We start from the raw sequence: 19,929 nt of genomic DNA on the forward strand, positions 1-19,929 counted from the left end.
TCAAATTCCTTCTCTCTCTACCATAAGCTGTTTTACTTTCGCTATCGCTTTTGCTGGGTTAAGCCCTTTCGGGCAGGTTTTTGTACAATTCATTATTGTATGACAACGATACAACTTAAATGGGTCGTTTAAAGAAGCAAGTCTTTCTTCTTTCTTATTATCACGACTGTCAGCAATCCATCTATAAGCTTGCAGTAATACCGCTGGCCCTAAAAATTTATCACCATTCCACCAATAGCTTGGGCAACCAGTCGAACAGCAAGCACATAGTATACAATCAGACAGACCATCCAATTTTTTTCTATCTTCAGGAGATTGAAAGTATTCTTTATTTTGTAAGGCAGATTTATCTGTTTGTAACCAAGGTTTAATCGATTTGTATTGCTCATAAAATTGGCTTAGATCTGGAACTAGATCCTTTACTATATACATATGAGGTAGTGGATATATTTTTACTTCACCTTTTATATCATGTATAGATTTAGTGCATGCAAGAGTGTTGGTACCATCAATATTCATTGCACAAGATCCGCATATTCCTTCTCTGCAAGAGCGTCTAAAAGTTAAGGTTGAATCTATTTCATCCTTTATTTTTATTAATGCATCAAGTACCATAGGGCCACAATTATCCATATCGATAAAAAATGTGTCTATTCTTGGATTTTTATCATCATCAGCAGACCAACGATAAATTTGAAATCTTCTAATATTTTTTGCTCCAGTAGGAGTAGGATAAACCTTGCCCTTTTTATTAACTTTAGAATTTTTTGGTAAAGAAAACTGAACCATATTGCTTACCTTTTACAGCTAAAACCCCTTTTTTGTAAATAACATATTTTGGTATTATCTACCATACTTTTCCTTTTCAAATTCAAGCAAAGCTAAAATCTTGCTCTCTAAACTTTTCATTATAATTTCTTCATCTTCTTTTTGATGATCATAGCCAAGTAAATGCAGCAATCCATGAACTAACATGTGTGCAGTGTGAGTGAGGATAGATATACAGTACTCATGAGACTCTCTTTCTATTGTATCTACTGCAATTGCTATGTCTCCTAGATCACATTCACTAGATAACTGTTCGCATGGAAATGATAGTACATTAGTTGGCTTATCTATTTCTCTAAACTTAAGATTAAGTTGATGTAGCAAGTTATCATCAGCGAGAGCTATTGATATATTTGGTTTATAATGATCTATTTTTAATTCTTTTAGAGAAGCATTAATAATATTTAATACAAAACTCTGTGGGTCCTTCGTAATACTATGCCACCTCTTATCAAGAATATTTACTTCTAACATGAATAAAGCACCAGAAAGGACATTATCCCATCACTTGACATTGGAACCAAAAAAAGAAGAATTATAGACCATCGTATCATACACACAACTATACGAATATTGTACACTAGAAGTATGTCATCCCAGTCTGGGATCCAGGAATTCTGATTAGACATTAGGTGAGTGAATATAAAAGCTATATTAAAACACAACATTTTTAATGTGGTTGCATTACAGCTGGATTCCAGTGTCAAGCACTGCTTTGTGTTTGATGAAAAATCGGCTACTTCGAAACAAACACTCATACAGCTGTATGTTGTGTGCTGAGGTAATATTGTTTGGCAACAGGTATTACACATCACTCATCCTTATTATTTCATTCCACTCAGTCTCTAAAACTGGAGAAACTGATAAACGTGATTGTTTTAATATAACCATATTTTTCAAAAGTGGGTTTTGTTTTATACTGTTTAACGTCACTTGGTTACTTAAAGGTTTCAAAAATTTTACATTCACTAGTCCAAATTTGGAATTATAAACATGATAATACTCCTTTAATACTTCAACTATTCCAAGTATAACTCTCTCTTTACCTGTATGATAAAAAAATGCAAGATCGCCTAATTTCATAGCTCTCATGTAATTTTGAGCTTGATAATTGCATACACCATTCCACTGCGTCACCTGCTCCTTTTCCATTTTTTGCCAGGAGTATTCGCTTGGTTCTGACTTTAGTAGCCAAAATTGCATTATTTTTTTCTTCTTAAATAAGCTGGTATATCATAAACATTGCTGCCCCACTTAACTCTTTCATTTGTTTGCTCAGTTGAAGCATATTCTTTTGTTTCTAATATTGGAATTTGATTATAAGGCCATTTAAAATTTTTTTCCTCTGCTGGGATCTTGTTTTGATTAACAGATGAATTGTCGTTACAGCTATCAATGCCAGTTGCAAGAACAGAAACTCTAACTCTTCCCTCCATCGCCTGATCAAAAGTGGCACCAAATATTATATTTGCATTTTCATCCACTTCTTCACGCACTCTATTGGCTGCAGAATCAACTTCAAATAGAGTCATGTCTCCACCACCAGTAATATTAATCAATATTCCTTGCGCACCTTTCATTGATACATTGTCAAGCAATGGATTAGATATCGCAGCCTCTGCAGCACTAATTGCCCTATCTTCTCCTTCTGCCTCTCCAGTACCAATCATTGCTTTACCCATCTCACTCATTACTGTTTCTATATCAGCAAAATCAAGATTAATCAGTCCTGGCATGATCATCAAATCAGTTACTCCTCTTATGCCAATATGCAGAACATTATCGGCGAGTTGAAATGCGTCAGCAAATGTAGTTTTCTCGTTAGCAATTCTAAATAAATTTTGATTGGGAATGACAATAAGTGTATCTACGTATTTTTGCAACTCTTCAAGTCCAAGCTCTGCAATGCGCATACGTCGCACACCTTCAAAACCGAACGGCTTAGTTACAACTCCAACAGTCAGTATCTTTTTTTCTTTTGCTCCCTTATCTTTAACTACCGCTCTTGCTTCTCTGGCTGCCTTTGCAATTACCGGTGCAGCACCTGTTCCAGTACCACCACCCATCCCTGCTGTGATAAAGAGCATATGACTATCTTTTATATGCTCCATAATTTCATCAATTGATTCTTCTGCTGCACCTTTACCAACATCAGGCAAAGCACCAGCACCAAGGCCCTTAGTTAAGTTAATACCAAGCTGAATTTTTTTATCACATAATGACTTCTCTAACGCTTGAGCATCGGTATTTGCTACGACAAAATTTACCCCTTGTAAATTGGATTGGATCATGTTGTTTACAGCATTTCCGCCAGCACCACCCACTCCCACAACGGTAATCCTTGGGTGTAATACAGGTAGCTCTGGTAAACTAAGGTCGATTGACATTTAAATTTTACTCAAATATTAGTGAATTCACTTGATAACAAGTTACTGCTTTTTTAACAATATGCAAACATTTTTCATTTTGACATACGCAAACAGTAAACAAGATTTACTTATTCTTAACATTGTTAATCAGTAGGTATAATAATTGCAGACCTTCAAACAACACTATTTAAGATGCAAAAAAACAGAAAGTACTTGTAAGTAAAAAAGGACAGAAGCCTGTCCTTTTTGTTGAAAGCATAATTTATACAGAGAGGCCCTTCCCCAAGCAAAGCATTTCTTTAAGTTCATTAATCTTAGTACCTGGTTCTTTATTCTCTTCGTTTACTTTTGCTGCTATTTTGTCGATGTCGCCATTGAGGGCTTTAATTTTCTCTGATTTACCACTGTTTTTATATGCAAGCACAGGTGCAGTTATTAAAGCTGCTACTGCAGCAACAATTACCAAACTAGCAATGAGCGGATGAGCAACTGCAAATGCAGACATTGCAGTAATAGCAGGACTAACAAGTGTTGCAGCTTTTGTTCCAACTGTACCAACAAAGGTTGCATAAGCTGGACTTAAGAGATAAGCAGCCGTAAGCGCCACCACTGAAAGTGTAACAAGAGCAATTGCACCTGTTCTCCCTTTATTATGCATAGCGTACTGACCAGCTCCATTAGCAGCACCTGGAATTCCCCAGTATTTTTCAGCTCTTTCGTATCCTTGTGCAATAGCATAAGGAAAGCTATTCCCACTCTGATATTTATATTTTGTCCATTTCATAACTCTACTCCTAAAATATTAAAATTTCACTAATGGTAGTATATGGCAAAAAAAAGCTGCCCGTCAAGTAAATTAATTTATTTATACATTCTTATTCTGTAATTCAGCGCTTCTGAGATGTGTGCTCTTTTTATTTCCTCACTTTTCGCAAGATCTGCAATGGTTCTTGCGACTCTTAATACACGTGTATAGCCTCGATTGGAAATGTAATTTTCTTTCAGTACGTATTTTAGCAATTCTAACCCTTCCTGATCTGGTTCAGTGAATTTATTTAATGCTTCACCACTGACTTCTGCATTGCAACGAATATTAAATTTACTATAACGCTCAGTTTGAATTTTCCTCGCTGCTATCACCCTTCCTCTTATAGCCTCGGTACTTTCTCCCTCCACAGAGATTTCAGGAGAAAGTATGCTAACATTTGGCATTTCAATGCATATGTCTATTCTATCAAGCAAAGGTCCTGATATTTTATTTCTATAATCTGTGCCGCATTTTGGAGCTTTATTGCACGATCTGCTTACATCACCTAAATAACCGCACCTGCAGGGATTCATTGCAGCTATAAGTTGAAAATTAGCTGGATAAGTAATGTGAGCATTTGCCCTTGCGATAGTTACTTTTCTATCTTCAAGTGGTTGACGTAGAGAATCAAGTACAAGCCTTGGAAATTCAGGTAGCTCATCAAGAAATAACACACCATTGTGAGCCATGGTGATTTCCCCAGGCTTTGCATTTTTTCCTCCTCCTATCATCGCTGGCATGGAGCATGAATGATGAGGTTCACGAAAGGGACGAGTTACTTTAAATGTTTCGTTACCGGCTTTTGTTATGCTAGAGATAATATTAACATCAATCATCTCCTGCTCAGTCAAATCAGGTAATAGCCCTATAAATCGCTTAGCAAGCATTGATTTTCCAGTACCAGGAGGTCCAACAAGAAGCATATTGTGTCCACCTGCTGCTGCAATTTCAGCTGCTCTTTTTGCAACAACTTGACCTTTAATATCCTTTATATCTGGAACTGAATTTTTTTCTTTGGGTGCAGCGCTATAGTTAAAAGTTACCGGCTGAATTAACTGCTCACCCTTAAAATGTCTGATAATATCGGTTAATTTCTCTATAGCTAGAATAGAAACATTCTTTACCCATGAAGCTTCTATTCCATTTCCCCTTGGGCAAATTACTCCTTTATTTGACTGTTTTGCATTGATTGCTGTTGGAAGTACTCCTGAGATTGGTATGACTCTGCTGTCTAGTGCAAGCTCGCCCATAATTATATAAGACTGAACTTTTTCAACTGGTATCACACTCATTACAACAAGTAATCCAACAGCAATAGCTAAGTCATAATGACTACCTTCTTTAAGCAAATCCGCAGGGGAAAGATTAACCGTAATCCTTTTTGTAGGTAACAGAAGATTGATTGAATTTAACGCTGCTCTGATACGCTCTCTGGATTCTGCAACAGTTTTATCCGGCAGTCCAACAATATTAAAAGCTGGAATACCATTTGCCATGTGAATTTGTGCATTAACATTTACTGTGCTGGTTCCCTGAAGAGCAACGGTATTTATATTTGCAATCATACTATATTATATAAAGTTATTAATATAATATATTGACAAAGTAACGAAGTAAACAGTAGCTGTTAAAAGTGGTTTAATTTAGCAAAAAAGTGTAGTACTCTATCACTTTGCTGATTATATATGTTTATAAGAATAATCGCTTTTCTTTTGCTATATTCAAGCGCAGTTTTCTGTAGTGATTGTAACTTTAACTTACCGTATCGTGGGCTCAGTTGTGATTTGGATCTATCATATAGAAATTTAAGTAATATAAAGAAATTATTGAATAACAAAGATAAGTTTGTTGCACTTACGTTTGATGATGGTCCATCTTATAATAGATCAGGAGATATTATTAATATCCTGGAGAGCAATAAAACAAAAGCGACATTTTTTGTGCTTGGTGAGCGTATAAATAAAAAAACATCTGAAATAGTAAACAAAATCCATAAAGCAGGTCATGAATTAGGTAATCATTCTTGGTCGCATAGGAAGTTGACATCACTTTCAAGTGAGGAGCAATTGCAAGAACTGGAAAAGACAAATGTGGCAATTAAAAATGCAACAGAACAGAATGTAAAATGGTTTCGCCCACCATATGGATGTCATAACGATAATTTGATCGAAAATACTAATCGATTAAATATGTATTCCATATTATGGACAGTCGATTCTCTGGATTGGCAAGGTGATAAATCAGAGATTTTGGTTGAAAGAGTTTTAAGCAATGTACATAATGGAGCGATTATATTGTTCCATGATCACGATAACAAATCAAATACAGTTGAAGCTTTACCTCAGATTATTGAAATACTAAAAAAATCGGGTTACAAACTTGTTACCTTAAGTGAGTGGGAAGAAAGGGTTTGTGATGTAGTGAAAGCTAGAAATGTGCCAATAAAAGGAGGATGAGTGCGTTCTAAAGGAATTCTATGTGGACAAAAAACAAGGTCTTCAACCGTAGGTCATTCATATTAGGTGGTATTCAGCTTACTATTTCTGCTATTTTTAGTTGTAGGTTGTATACTTTACAAGTACGAGATAGACAAAAATATGAAGTGCTATCCAATAATAATAGGATAAAAGTTGTTACTATTGTGCCTAAACGAGGCAGGATTTTGGATAGGAATAGCGTTGAACTCGCAGTAAACAAAATTTCGTATATTGTTTTATTTGATGGGCAAAAAACCTTTACTAGGGAAGTTGATTTGCAGATGTTATCAGAAATTAAACCTGATACAACAAAATCATCAGATACAAAAATAACTGCTCTTTATAAACGTTATTACCCGTTTGGTTCGATATGTTCTCATATAATCGGATATACAAAAAAACAGCAAGACATAAATGAAGCAGGGGTTAGTGGAATTGAATATACATATGATCATGTATTAAAAGGCAAGACCGGAAAATCTGAGCAGGAAATAAATTCTAAGAAGCGTATCATGAGAGAGTTATCTAGCATACCGCAGCAAGATGGACAAGATATACAGCTGACAATTGATGTTGATTTACAGAAGAAAATTGCAGAGATATTTAAAGATCACCAAGGTTCCACAGTGGTAATTGATGTAAATAACGGAGAAATTTTAGCATTATATAATTCACCTTCTTACGATAATAATCTTTTCACTAGCAGATTATCAAATGAAACTTGGAAAAATTTAAACAATCCTTCATTACCGCTTGTAAACCGTGCATTATCATATCAAATTCCACCTGGTTCAATATTTAAAATAATAGATGCGCTTGCGGGTTTAAAAGATGGAATAATAACACCAGAAGAAAAGTTCTCGTGTAGGGGCTATATGAAAATAGGTGAACGAAAATTTCGTTGCCTAAAAAGCAAAGTCCATGGATATGTATCTTTAAACGAGGCAATGGCCTTCTCATGCAACACTTACTTTTATAATATAGGAAAAAAAATAAATGTAGATTCTCTACTAGAAATGGCTAGCAAATTTGGTATAGGAAGTGGACCATTAATTGGAATGTTTAAGGAAGAAGCTCCGGGATTGTTGCCTGATGTGGATTGGCGTGCACGCAAGCTATATTCAGAGTGGTATTTAGGTGATACCATTAACTTAGTTATAGGACAAGGGTATTTACTTACAACGCCATTACAGCTTGCAGTTCTTGCAGCGAGGGTTGCAACAGGAAAGGAGGTAATTCCCCACATTGAGATGAGTAAATCAGGGCAAGACTTTCTTGATATTGATGTGAATCATGAGCATCTTAGTGTGGTTCGAAAAGCTATGTTTGACGTGGTGAATTCTAACTATAGAAAAGGACTAGGCAGTATACAAATTGCTGGCAAAACCGGAACACCAGAGATAAACTCTAAAGGTGAAAGTCATAAATTGTTTATCGCTTATGGCCCCTACCATGATCCGCGCTATGCAATCTCAGTGTTTATAGAACATGGTAAAACTCCACGCCAAGATGTTGCAATTGCTAGTGAGATATTGCAATATATGCTTGAAAAATGAACTTATGAAATTGCCATATATGTTACTTGTAATTTATATATTCAAATCAGAGCTTTGAGGTTAAAAAAAAGAAACGAAAATTGCATAAACCTTTTCAATTTAGTGCTTTAATGTTTCTGATGAAGGGAAGGTATTATCCTTATTTTCTATGGAGGTAGACACACTAATTTCGTTATTATCATCAATTGAAGTAATAGGGTGCATCAAAGCAACTTTTATAACTTCATCAATATTCTCAGCAAAAATTACATTGATTTCTTCTTTTATATTTGCAGGAATCTCTTGCATATCTTTCTCATTTTCACTTGGTATAATCACAGTTTTGATTGATCCTCTTAGCGCAGCAAGCAATTTTTCTCTCAAACCCCCAATAGCCAACACTCTACCACGCAATGTTACTTCACCTGTCATAGCAACACTTTTGTTAACTGGTATATTTGTCATAAGAGAAACAATAGATGTACATACTGCACTGCCAGCAGAGGGACCATCTTTTGGCACAGCACCCTCAGGTACATGCAAATGTATATCATTATTTTGAAATTTTTCGGGTTTTATACCGAAAAATAAACAATTTGATCGCACATAACTATACGCAGCTTTTATAGACTCTTGCATAACCTCTCCAAGCTTTCCTGTGTATTTTATTTCCCCCTTGCCCGGAATTAGGACTGACTCTATCATTAAAATATCACCACCTGTTTCAGTATAGGCAAGACCAGTTACTATCCCTACCAAACTCTCATTTTCTGCAATGCCAAAGGTATACTTACGTACCCCTAGATAATCTTGTAAATTACCAGTCTCTACGGATATTTTCTTATTTTTATCAGTTAATATTGCTTTAACTGCCTTTCTCATGAGTTTTGCAAGTTCCCTTTCCATGCTTCGCACGCCGCTTTCACGTGTATATAAACGTATCAACTCGTATAATGCTTCATTGGTTATTTCCCACTCCTTCTGATGCAAACCATGCTCTTTTTTTAATTTTGGAATAAGGTGATGTGTAGCAATACTGATCTTCTCGTCTTCGGTATACCCAGATAATTGTATAATTTCCATCCTATCACGCAAAGGATGCGGTAAATTTAAGCTATTTGCTGTGGCTACAAACATTACACTTGAAAGATCAAACTCAACTTCCAAGTAATGATCTGTAAAATGTTTATTGTGCTCAGTATCCAAAACCTCAAGTAATGCAGATGCAGGATCACCACGCGAATCAGAACCCATCTTATCTATTTCATCAAGCAGGAAAAGCGGGTTGCATGAATTAGCTTTTTTCATGTGTTGAATGATTTTACCAGGCATTGAGCCAATATAAGTTTTCCTGTGTCCTCGTATTTCAGACTCATCACGTATACCACCAAGAGATATGCGAACAAAATCTCTTCCTACTGCTTTTGCCATAGACTTAGCTAAAGAAGTTTTACCAACACCAGGTGGTCCAACTAAGCAAAGTATAGGACCCTTTATCTCTTTTACTCTCTTTAATACTGCTAAAAATTCTATTATTCTATCTTTTACTTTCTCTATGCCATAATGATTTTCATCTAAGATTTTTTTAGCCGCATTTAAGTTAATTTTTGCATCTTTGTACTTTCCCCATGGCAAATCAAGCAACCAATGCAAGTAACTAGATATAACTGTTGCTTCAGGAGAAATGGGATTCATTTTCTTATATCTCTTTAAGTCAGTTATGGCTTTCTCTTTTGCTTCCTCAGAAAGCTTTGTTTCATTTATCTTTTTTTCAAATTCATTGAGTATATTCCCTTCATCTCCATTTTCAAACTCACCTAATTCTTTCTGTATAGCTTTTAATTGCTCATTAAGGTAGTAAACTTTTTGAGTACTTTCAACCTGTGATTTAATTGTCTTATACAAGCGGTTTTGTGCACTCAAAATACTTATTTCTCTCTCAATAAGAGCAAAAACTTTTTTTAAACGCTCTTTTGGGTTATAAACTTCAAGTATGTTTTGCTTATCTGATACCTTTATATTTAAGTGCGAAGCTATCATATCTACAATTTGATTAACCTCTTTAACTTGATCAATGGGGTCAATAATAATCTCGGGTCGACTTTTCTTGCTTAGTTTACACCAATTGTCGAATGCATCTATAACAGAACGCCTTAAAGCTTCTAAATCAATATTATCTTCATTTTCTCCATACTCATAATGACCATCTAACGCTACTCTGGCCTGTAACAAAGTGTGAGAGCTAATATATTCTATAACTCTTCCCCTTCTTACCCCATGAATCATGACTTTTACTGCATTGTCAGGCAGTTTTATTAATGGTTGTATAATGTTTGCTAACACGCCTACTTCATAAAGATTCTCTGGCTCTGGATTATCAATAGAACCATCTTTTTGTGCTATGAGAAAAATCTCGTTTTGGTGACTACTGCTACTTATTGCATACTCTAGTGCATGAACAGATTTTTCTCTACCTACGAATAAAGGCAACATTATATTTGGAAAAATTACTACATCTCTTAGAGGTAATACTGGTAATACAGTAGAATTAAAGTTTACAGCATGTCCAATACTCATAATATATGCCTCAAATTAATCATTAACCGTTATAACACTACCCTTATTATTATGATTAATCGTCACTTTGCCTAATTCTACCATTTTCTTAGTAACCGTTATAGTGCTACCTTCAAAACCTCCGTTGCCGGATATATACATAACATCAAGCAAAAGTGACTCTAAGATAGCACGTAACATCCTTGCACCTGTTTTATAGCTTATAGCTTTTTTAGCAATAGCTGATATTGCTTCATCTGAAAACTCAAGGTTTACTTTACTAAATGCAAGCAATGCTTTATATTGTTTTACTAGCGCATTTCTTGGCTCTGTCAACACATGTATTAAATCTTCGTGATCCAGCTCATCTAGAACAGCAGTTATTGGAACTCGTCCTACAAATTCGGGTATCAAACCGAATTTGATTAAGTCCTCAGGTTGAGCATCGCGTAAAGCATTTTTTTTCTTTTGTGCTTTAGACTGACTTATATCTGCTCCAAAGCCAACTGATGTTCCCTTTTTTCTTGCCTCAATAATTTTATTTAGGCCTTCAAAAGCTCCTCCACAAATAAATAGTATATTACTAGTATCTACTTGTATAAACTCTTGTTGCGGGTGTTTTCGCCCTCCTTGTGGCGGAACATAAGCAACTGTACCCTCCATAATCTTAAGCAGAGCTTGCTGGACCCCTTCACCTGAAACGTCACGGGTTATTGAAGTGCTTTCAGATTTTCTTGTAATCTTGTCTATTTCATCGATAAACACTATACCATGCTGTGCCTTTGCAACATCATAATTTGCAGCTTGTAATAGACGTGACAACACGCTTTCTACATCATCACCTACATAACCTGCCTCAGTCAAAGTTGTCGCATCGGCCATAGCAAATGGCACATCTGAAACTTTAGCAAGTGTTTTTGCTAGCAAAGTCTTACCAGAACCAGTAGGGCCAATAAGCATTATATTTGACTTCTCAATTTCAATATCACTTATAGAATGAAGTTGCACCATGGATTGACAATGGTTATACATAGCCACAGATAAAACGTGTTGCGCATGTTCCTGACCTACAACATGCTTACTAAGAAAAATTTTTATATCTTCAGGTTTCTTTAGTAATAGCTTCATATCAGATATATGATCTGAATTAAAAGCTCTCTCTTTCTTTTGACTTATTGCTTTATGGGATAACTCTATGCATTCATTACAAATGAACACCTTTAAACCATCTGAAGAGTTAGTAATCAATTTATCTACTTCGTTTTGTGCCTTGTTACAAAAAGAACAGTAGTGTAAATCATTATTGTTATCCATTAAACTACCTTTTGTTTAACTTTAATATTTTCAATCTTCATATCTTTACGCTCAGCTATTACTCTGTCAATTAAGCCAGTTTTCATTGCTTCTTCAGGATCCATGAATTTATCTCTTTCCATCATTTCTTCAATTTTTTTTAGTGAATTTCCAGTATGTTTTTCATAAATTTGATTTAATTTTTTCTTAACTCGCAAAATTTCATTAGCATGTATTTCTATATCAGTTGCTTGCCCATGATAACCACCAGATGGCTGATGTATCATAATTCTTGAATGAGGTAGCGAGTAACGTTTACCCTCCGCACCAGCTGTAAGCAACAAAGAACCCATAGATGCAGCTTGACCTATACACAAAGTTGAAACGTCTGGATTTATATACTGCATTGTATCGTAGATCGACAAACCAGCAGTTACAACACCACCTGGTGAGTTAATATACATACAAATGTCTTTATCGGGATTTTCCGATTCTAAAAATAAAAGCTGTGCTACTATTACGCTGGCCATGTTGTCTTCAATAGGGCCAGTTACGAAAATTATTCTTTCTTTTACTAGCCTTGAATATATGTCATAAGCCCGCTCACCGCGACTAGTTTGTTCAACTACAATTGGTATAAGAGTCATACCTTTTCCTATCAAATATTATCAAATAATTCCTTTAATTCTTTCACAGAAACAATCTGTTCTTCTTTACTAGCTTTTTCTATCATATAATCCGTCACTTTATACTCAAGCGCTTGCCCTCTAACTAATTCCTGAAATTGTCCATCTGATTTAAAATGTTTAAATACCCTGTCAAATGATACATCTTTACTGACATATTGATTTACAATAACATTCATAATATCACTTTGAGTTAATGATATTTCATGTTCTTTACTGAACTCCATGAATAGCATTGCAAGCTTTACGCGTCTTTCAGCTTCTTTACACGAATCATCTTTAGCATTCAACTCTCTTTCCACTCTCTGCTGTTCCTGTTTTACTACTTCTATAGGCAAATCAAAACTATAACTAGCATCCAAACAATCAAATAGCTCTTTCTTAATTAAGAGATCTTCCATTTCTTTACACTGATTATCAATTACTTCTTTTACATGATCTATTAGCGAAGAATGATCTTCAAAACCAATTCTCCTAGCTATTTCATTATCACTTTGCAAATCTTTGGCAATCTGAATGTCATTAACTCGAACAGAAAAAGCAGCCTCCTGTCCCGCAAGGGAAATTACCTGGTAATCTTCAGGAAATCTCAACTTAAAGCTTTTTGTTTCCCCTTTTTTCATGCCAATTAATTGATCTTCAAAACCATTTATAAATGTTCCAGATCCTAAATTAACAGTAAAATTTTTGCCACTTCCACCTTGAAAGAGCTTATTTCTAATTCGCCCTTCAAAGTCAATTATCAGTTTATCCTCGTTTTTTGCTTGATAAGAAGCATCATCAACAGAGACAAAGTTAGGAAATTTTGTTTTTATAGAATCAATAAATTCTTTTATGTCTCCCTCTTTGATTTTTGCCTTAACTTTCTTCAAATTTATTTTATCAAGATCTATTACTGGCACTTTTGGCATCGATTCAAAAGATAATTTGTACAGAAAGTCACCTTTTTTATCCTTTTTATCAAGGTTTGGTAATGACATAATATCAACCTTAGGATGGATGTGAGACTTAACTTCGATTTTTTTCATTAAATCACTTGAGCAATAGTCAATCGTATCGTTTATCACATATTCCAAAGCTTCGTTTTTATAATTTGTAATAACAAGATCGTAAGGCATCTTTCCTGATCTAAATCCAGGAAATTTTGCATTCTTCGCTATTTCTTGTAATCTAGAGTTTATCTTTTGTTCTATATAATCACTACTAACTGTGATTTCATACTCATACTTTAGTTTATCTACACTAAGTTCCTTATAGGTATATATATTACTTAATGTATCTGCTTCGACTGCATTTTGAGGTATATTACTAGACATTACAACCTGTTATCAATATTTTATTTATGTTTTAATAAAGCCATTTTACCAGAATTTAAGTTAAATACAATCCTTAAGAACAGGTTCTTATACAAACAAAAGTGTACTTAGTGATTATAAATTTTCTCTTAAAACCTGAGTTACATGACTTTAAGTGCGGATAGAGGGACTTGAACCCCCACGAGCAAGCTCACCAGGACCTAAACCTGGCACGTCTACCAATTTCGCCATATCCGCAAGAGCCCTTCATTAACTTATAGATAACCACTTCTGTCATCTTATGCAATTTAAAGATTAGATTTTAGTACCACAGACTGAACTTATAATACTGGTTAACTCCACTATGAGTCTAAGCCTAAATTACTTTAACTAACACTATTAAGATAAGTACTGTCTTAGAAATATTCAAGGCTTATTCAATTTATAGTATTTACACAATAAAAAAAGCTTATTAATATTCTTTAATTAAGGCTCTAAACTCTGGAAATTAATAATGAGATTAATAGCAAGCTTCTTACTCGCAATTTTTCTGATTACACAGAGTGGCTGTACGACTCTTGTAAGTGGTATAGTGGTAACAGCAACTGCAGCGGCTACAGCAATAACAATGCAAGATAAATCCTTGGGAAACATTATTGATGATACAACTATAGTAATAAGAATCAATAAGGGACTCTTAAAACACGGACTGTTCTCATCTATAAAAGTTAAAGTGAGTGAAGGAAGAGTATTACTCATTGGAAATGTTGATAATCATGAAAAGCAACTCACAGCAGAGAAAATAGCTTGGCAGCAAAAAGAGATTAAAGAAGTGATAAATGAAATAAGAGTCACACCAATTAAAATGACTTCTATGCTAGATGTTACTGTAGATGGTATGATAACAGCAGAGATAAGCACGAGGCTTCTGGGAAAAAGAAATATTAAATCAATTAATTATAGCGTTAATACAGTTGATAGAGTCGTTTATTTGATGGGTATAGCTCAAAATAAGGCGGAATTAAAAGCTGTAATAGCAATTGCAAGAAAAGTAAAAGGAGTAAAGCAAGTTGTAAGCTATGTGAGATATAGACATAGCAAATTGCGTCATTGATGAAAATTTACTTGAGTGTTAGTACCATGTAGCTAAGCCATAAAACTCCTTTACAAATTTCGTCAGTTCACTCTTATGGTATGTATAACAATGCTACAGAAAATAATATCATAGAATTCAATAGAATAATTCCTAGAAAATCTCTACATACTAAAAAAAGTAAAATGCTATTTAACACTCCCAAGCTTAAGAATAAATAGCAAACATCTATATCTCGTGCGATATGGCGTTTTATTCCTGAGATTTTTTTACCAGCGTCATAGCCTTTTTCTTCATCAGTGTCTGCGTTCTTTACACTCTGAGTGTCAATTATGCAAAAGCTGATTTTTTCTTTCCAAACATTGTTTTGTCGGACCACACTAACTATTTTTTTTAACATGCACTCCAAAATACTTTTTTTTATTTCCTTTTACTTTTTCACTCCATTTTTGAAATAATCATAACAATTGCGCTGTTTTGGGAAACTCTTTTGGTAGCATCCTCCACTGATAACCACTTTTTAGGGCGTACAACACTCCGCAAAATATATTCATACAAATCAAGTTTTCTTGGTTTTGTTTTTTCCACAAGACTCCAGATCTGGTGAAATAATCTCAAACTTCTCTCGACTTATGTCACTTGGGTATACACTCCTCATATATCCTAATTTATACACTCTATTTCTTACTTTATGCCTTTCTTGAGATTATGAACAGGTTCTTAGAAAGCTAGCGTTCTACTAGTCATGTTCTTTATCTTGCTTTACAACAATGCATCTTTTCATTCCAGCCAAGTCGTATACGTATTCCTGAAAAGCCAGTCCATATAAGGGTATTATTTTGTCAATATTGCTCTGATCTTCGCCTATTTCCAGTATCGCAAACCCATCTTTTTTAAGGCACTTTTTCAATATTGGAAAAATACTCAGGTAACAGCTCAATCCATCGATACCACCATCAAGAGCAATTCTTGGCTCTTTTTGCACTTCAGCTTGCAGATTTTTTAACTTACTTCTTTTAATATATGGAGGATTGCTTATTATAAGATCAAATAAATCTCTACATTCTGTCCACGAATTTGGAAATATTTTAGCTCTGTTGAGAAGATTATGTTTCTTTGTGTTCTGGCAGGTAATTTTGTATGCTTCCAGGCTTTTTTCAAAACCAACTCCAATAGCATATTCATACTCACTAAGTATGGAGATCAACAAACAGCCTGTGCCTGTGCCAAAATCTGCAATTTTTATTTTTTGCTTCTTATTTTGGTAATATTTTAACACTGTTGAAATTACTGTCTCACTATCTGGTCTTGGATCTAGAACATGTTGGTTAACTATAAAATTTTTACTCCAGAATTCACGATTACCTATTATTTGCGATATTGGATATCTTTCTGCTCTTTTTTTTGTTAATTTCCAGAATAGAAGCTCTTTGTTTCTTGGTACCTGATTGGTGTGATTCATGATTGTGAATGATCTTTCTACTCCAAGTACGTACTGCATGATGATTTCACAATCCAAATGTGGTGATTCAATTCTATGTGATGATAGTAGCTTTGACCCTTCTTTAATTAAAGCGCTGATTGTTTTCATTATTCTAAAAACGTGTTCCTTGTATGCAAGAACAGCAAAATTGAGTATAGAATTTTGAACTTAGGGTAGCTGCATTAAATCTAAGTGTCAAGAGTAGGATTGTAAAAATCATCTGGCTTTACTGGTAATTCGGTTAGTATTTTTGCATTAATGTTAGAAACTCTTGGCTCTATTATAAGGATTATTTTCTGCATATTCTTTGATAGCCATCACAGTATATTACTTGTTCCATATCTATATTAATTCGACCACAGCAAGTGATAATTTCTTAATATTAAAACCAATATGCGCTTTAGCATATAATTATCAGTAGCTTTCAAAGCAATTGGGCTGAGATTATTAGAGTAGTAATGTTTATTTTTATATTGACTATTGAGGTTTATTATTTTATAACTAAGACTTAGTTATTTTCAGAGTTTTAAATTTACAGTATATGCCTACGATAAATCAATTAATATGTAAGGGTAGATCAGGGTTAACTCGCAAGAAGAAGGTGCCAGCTTTGGGAAAATGCAATCCTCAAAGAAGGGGTGTTTGCACTAAGGTATATACTACAACTCCTAGAAAGCCTAACTCAGCACTACGTAAGGTAGCTAGAGTAAAGATTAGTGGATACGGTGAAGTGACGGCTTATATACCTGGCGAAGGTCATAATTTACAAGAGCATTCCGTTGTTTTAATACGTGGTGGGCGAGTTAAGGATTTGCCGGGTGTACGTTATCACATAATAAGAGGTGCTCTTGATCTACGTGGTGTGCAAAATCGAAAGAAAGCCCGTTCGAAATATGGTGTAAAGAAATCTGGTTAAAAATTTATGGCACGTCGTAATAAAGCAAAAAAAAGAACAAGCCCTGACTCTCGTTATGGTAGTGTCTTGCTTATGCGTTTTATTAATATAATTATGAAATGTGGTAAAAAGTCTATTGCAGAAAAGATTGCTTATAGTGCTTTGTCCTTAGCTGAAAAGAAAATAGGCAAAGATGCCTTATCAATTTTTGAAACAGCAGTAGAAAATGTTACCCCTTCTATAGAAGTACGCTCTCGGCGTATTGGTGGTGCAACTTATCAAGTCCCTGTTGAAATTCGTCAAGATAGAGCAATTTCTTTGGCATTAAGGTGGATTGCTAGAGCAACTTCTGCTGCTCGCAAAAAGAGTGGTAGAACTACTGTTTATTGTTTGCAGTCTGAAATATTAGATGCTTATAATAAATGTGGTGGTGCATTTAAGATGTGTGAAGAAAAGTATAAAATGGCTGAAGCTAATAAGGCATTTTCTCATCTTCGTTTTTAATATTAGCTGATTGATTGTGGTATGGAAGTTTTAATATCTAGGTATAGAAATATAGGAATAATGGCTCATATAGATGCTGGCAAGACCACCACAACAGAGCGTATTTTATTTTATACTGGTAAACAAAATAGGATTGGTGAAGTGCACGATGGTGCGGCTTCTATGGATTGGATGGAGCAAGAGAAGGAGCGTGGCATTACAATTACCTCTGCTGCAACAACATGTTTTTGGAATGATCATAGGATTAATATAATAGATACTCCTGGTCATGTTGATTTCACTATTGAGGTTGAGAGATCTTTGAGGGTTTTGGATGGTGCAGTTGCTGTATTTGATGGAGTTGCTGGAGTTGAGCCTCAGTCTGAAACGGTTTGGCGTCAAGCTGATAAATATACCGTTCCTCGTATCTGCTTTGTTAATAAAATGGATAGAATAGGGGCAAATTTTTATCGATGTATCGATATGATAAAAACGAAGCTTGGCGCATCACCTTTAGTTATTCAGTTGCCAATAGGAAGTGAGAAAGATTTTAAAGGCATAATCGATCTTATTTCTATGAAAGCTATTATATGGCAAGAAGAAACATTAGGCGCTAAATTTTCTTATGAAGATATTCCTTCTGATTTGCTTGATAAGGCTCAAGAGTATCGAAATCTTTTATTAGATGCTGCAGCTGAAATGGATGATGAGGCGATAAATACTTACTTTGAATCTAACGATCTGCCAATTGATTTGTTGAAAAAGTGTGTGAGAAGCGGGACCATTAAAGGAAAATTTGTCCCTGTATTATGTGGGTCAGCTTTTAAAAACAAAGGCGTGCAATCACTTTTAGATGGTGTGGTTGATTTTTTACCCTCTCCTATTGATGTTGATGTAATTATTGGAACTGATCCTAAAGATTCAGAAAAGAAAATTGAGATCAAACCTTCAGAAAAAGAGAAATTCGTTGCTCTTGCGTTTAAAGTGATGACGGATAAATTTGTAGGTAGCTTGACGTTTATTCGTATTTATTCCGGTAAGTTAAAATCTAAATCTGCTGTGTTAAATGCTGGAAAGAATGAGACTGAAGGAATTGGTAGAATGTTGCTTATGCATGCAAATAACAGAGAAGATATAAACGAAGCTAAAGTTGGTGATATAGTTGCCTTAGTTGGATTAAAGAAAACAATTACTGGTGATACTTTATGTTCATCTGATTTTCCTATACTATTAGAGCGTATGGAATTTCCTGATCCTGTTATTGAAATTGCTATAGAACCGAAAACCACCTCAGATCAGGAAAAATTAGGTGTTGCTTTGAATAGATTGGTTGCAGAAGATCCTTCTTTAAGGATGTCAGTAAATGCGGAGAGTGGGCAGACTATATTGAAAGGTATGGGTGAGCTGCATCTTGAGATTATTATTGATAGAATGAAGCGCGAGTTTAATGTTGAAGCTAACGTTGGTGCACCTCAAGTTGCATATCGTGAAACTATCACTAAATCTGTTGAAATTGATTACACTCATAAAAAACAATCAGGTGGTGCTGGTCAGTTTGCTAAAGTTAAAATAAAATTCGAACCTCTTGAGCCTGGTTTTGGCTTTCAGTTTGAAAGTAAAATTGTAGGCGGTGCTATTCCAAAAGAGTATATACCTGGAGTGCAAAATGGCTTAGAGTTGATAAAAGAAGGTGGTATAATTTCCGGCTTTCCATTGATTGATTTTAAGGCTACTCTTCTTGATGGTGCTTTTCATGATGTTGATTCTAGTCCTTTGGCTTTTGAACTTGCTGCTAAAGGTGCTTTTAAGGAAATGGCAAATAAAGCTGGTCCAAAAATGCTAGAACCTATAATGAAAGTGGAAATCATTACTCCTGAAGAATATATGGGTGATGTTATGGGTGATATAAATAGTAGAAGAGGCAGTGTTGTTGATATGCTGGATTTAGGTAATAATAGCAAAATAATTACTGCTTCGGTTCCTCTTGCAAATATGTTTGGTTATATAAATGTTTTGCGTTCTATATCTCAGGGAAGAGCTCAGTATAGTATGCATTTTTCTTGTTATGAACAAGTGCCACAATATGTGGTTGATGAGTTAAAGTTAAAGTATAATTAAAGGTTAGTAA

17 protein-coding genes, 1 tRNA gene and 1 pseudogene are annotated in these 19,929 nt (G+C 34.8%); 6 read left to right on the plus strand and 13 right to left on the minus strand.

Features of this window, described 5'->3' with window-relative positions:
* The 6 genes from ABWU35_RS01340 to ABWU35_RS01365 all read right to left on the minus strand — a co-directional run bounded on the left by ABWU35_RS01340 (position 1) and on the right by ABWU35_RS01365 (position 5,570).
* A complete protein-coding gene (locus ABWU35_RS01340) occupies positions 1-789 on the minus strand; it encodes a succinate dehydrogenase iron-sulfur subunit (RefSeq protein ID WP_019236657.1) in 789 nt (262 codons plus the stop codon).
* 54 nt (positions 790-843) lie between these two features.
* Complete coding sequence (gene ybeY, locus ABWU35_RS01345; protein WP_015587883.1) at positions 844-1,302, minus strand: rRNA maturation RNase YbeY; 459 nt, start codon at positions 1,300-1,302, stop codon at positions 844-846.
* A gap of 330 nt (positions 1,303-1,632) precedes the next feature.
* Positions 1,633-2,031 carry an EVE domain-containing protein gene (locus ABWU35_RS01350; protein WP_252153914.1) on the minus strand — a complete coding sequence of 133 codons (399 nt, stop codon included), beginning with the start codon at positions 2,029-2,031 and terminating at the stop codon, positions 1,633-1,635.
* On the minus strand, positions 2,031-3,215 hold the full coding sequence (gene ftsZ / locus ABWU35_RS01355; protein ID WP_012481860.1) for a cell division protein FtsZ: 1,185 nt from the start codon (positions 3,213-3,215) through the stop codon (positions 2,031-2,033). The genes ABWU35_RS01350 and ftsZ overlap by 1 nt, the downstream gene beginning before the upstream one ends.
* Before the next feature lie 244 nt (positions 3,216-3,459).
* Complete coding sequence (locus ABWU35_RS01360) at positions 3,460-3,981, minus strand: hypothetical protein (RefSeq protein ID WP_264685574.1); 522 nt, start codon at positions 3,979-3,981, stop codon at positions 3,460-3,462.
* 77 nt (positions 3,982-4,058) lie between these two features.
* Positions 4,059-5,570: a YifB family Mg chelatase-like AAA ATPase gene (locus ABWU35_RS01365; protein WP_265023798.1), complete on the minus strand. Its 1,512-nt coding sequence runs from the start codon at positions 5,568-5,570 to the stop codon at positions 4,059-4,061.
* 120 nt (positions 5,571-5,690) lie between these two features.
* Here ABWU35_RS01365 and ABWU35_RS01370 point away from each other — a divergent pair, with 120 nt between their 5' ends.
* Both ABWU35_RS01370 and ABWU35_RS01375 read left to right on the plus strand, forming a co-directional pair.
* The gene (locus tag ABWU35_RS01370) at positions 5,691-6,461 is read left to right on the plus strand and encodes a polysaccharide deacetylase family protein (protein ID WP_007302003.1); all 771 of its coding nucleotides are present in this window, start codon (positions 5,691-5,693) and stop codon (positions 6,459-6,461) included.
* A gap of 20 nt (positions 6,462-6,481) precedes the next feature.
* Complete coding sequence (locus tag ABWU35_RS01375; RefSeq protein ID WP_007302002.1) at positions 6,482-8,038, plus strand: penicillin-binding transpeptidase domain-containing protein; 1,557 nt, start codon at positions 6,482-6,484, stop codon at positions 8,036-8,038.
* 99 nt (positions 8,039-8,137) lie between these two features.
* Here ABWU35_RS01375 and lon read toward each other — a convergent pair whose 3' ends face one another.
* The 5 genes from lon to ABWU35_RS01400 form a co-directional block, all read right to left on the minus strand.
* Complete coding sequence (gene lon / locus ABWU35_RS01380) at positions 8,138-10,594, minus strand: endopeptidase La (RefSeq protein WP_019236653.1); 2,457 nt, start codon at positions 10,592-10,594, stop codon at positions 8,138-8,140.
* Between the two features lie 15 nt (positions 10,595-10,609).
* The gene (gene clpX / locus ABWU35_RS01385; RefSeq protein ID WP_007302000.1) at positions 10,610-11,887 is read right to left on the minus strand and encodes an ATP-dependent Clp protease ATP-binding subunit ClpX; all 1,278 of its coding nucleotides are present in this window, start codon (positions 11,885-11,887) and stop codon (positions 10,610-10,612) included.
* Complete coding sequence (gene clpP, locus ABWU35_RS01390) at positions 11,887-12,513, minus strand: ATP-dependent Clp endopeptidase proteolytic subunit ClpP (RefSeq protein WP_007301999.1); 627 nt, start codon at positions 12,511-12,513, stop codon at positions 11,887-11,889. The genes clpX and clpP overlap by 1 nt, the downstream gene beginning before the upstream one ends.
* A gap of 11 nt (positions 12,514-12,524) precedes the next feature.
* Positions 12,525-13,868 carry a trigger factor gene (gene tig / locus ABWU35_RS01395; RefSeq protein WP_007301998.1) on the minus strand — a complete coding sequence of 448 codons (1,344 nt, stop codon included), beginning with the start codon at positions 13,866-13,868 and terminating at the stop codon, positions 12,525-12,527.
* Positions 13,869-14,023: 155 nt separating this feature from the next.
* Positions 14,024-14,105 (minus strand) — tRNA-Leu (locus ABWU35_RS01400).
* Positions 14,106-14,361: 256 nt separating this feature from the next.
* On the opposite strand from ABWU35_RS01400, the gene ABWU35_RS01405 reads away from it, so the two are divergent.
* Positions 14,362-14,961 carry a BON domain-containing protein gene (locus ABWU35_RS01405; RefSeq protein ID WP_019236651.1) on the plus strand — a complete coding sequence of 200 codons (600 nt, stop codon included), beginning with the start codon at positions 14,362-14,364 and terminating at the stop codon, positions 14,959-14,961.
* Between the two features lie 211 nt (positions 14,962-15,172).
* On the opposite strand, the pseudogene ABWU35_RS01410 reads toward ABWU35_RS01405, so the two are convergent.
* Both ABWU35_RS01410 and prmC read right to left on the minus strand, forming a co-directional pair.
* A pseudogene (locus ABWU35_RS01410) lies at positions 15,173-15,598 on the minus strand (transposase); the annotation flags it as partial.
* An 81-nt stretch (positions 15,599-15,679) separates the two neighbouring features.
* Positions 15,680-16,531: a peptide chain release factor N(5)-glutamine methyltransferase gene (gene prmC, locus ABWU35_RS01415; protein ID WP_019236648.1), complete on the minus strand. Its 852-nt coding sequence runs from the start codon at positions 16,529-16,531 to the stop codon at positions 15,680-15,682.
* A gap of 433 nt (positions 16,532-16,964) precedes the next feature.
* Here prmC and rpsL point away from each other — a divergent pair, with 433 nt between their 5' ends.
* The 3 genes from rpsL to fusA are packed head-to-tail and all read left to right on the plus strand — an operon-like array spanning position 16,965 to position 19,919.
* On the plus strand, positions 16,965-17,339 hold the full coding sequence (gene rpsL / locus ABWU35_RS01420; RefSeq protein ID WP_010406837.1) for a 30S ribosomal protein S12: 375 nt from the start codon (positions 16,965-16,967) through the stop codon (positions 17,337-17,339).
* A 6-nt stretch (positions 17,340-17,345) separates the two neighbouring features.
* A complete protein-coding gene (gene rpsG, locus ABWU35_RS01425; RefSeq protein WP_006014699.1) occupies positions 17,346-17,822 on the plus strand; it encodes a 30S ribosomal protein S7 in 477 nt (158 codons plus the stop codon).
* A 21-nt stretch (positions 17,823-17,843) separates the two neighbouring features.
* Positions 17,844-19,919: an elongation factor G gene (fusA, locus tag ABWU35_RS01430; protein WP_006014698.1), complete on the plus strand. Its 2,076-nt coding sequence runs from the start codon at positions 17,844-17,846 to the stop codon at positions 19,917-19,919.
* Positions 19,920-19,929 lie beyond the last annotated feature (10 nt).

Origin of the sequence: Wolbachia endosymbiont (group B) of Xylocampa areola (assembly GCF_964028205.1) — a bacterium.
Taxonomy (GTDB): Bacteria; Pseudomonadota; Alphaproteobacteria; order Rickettsiales; family Anaplasmataceae; genus Wolbachia.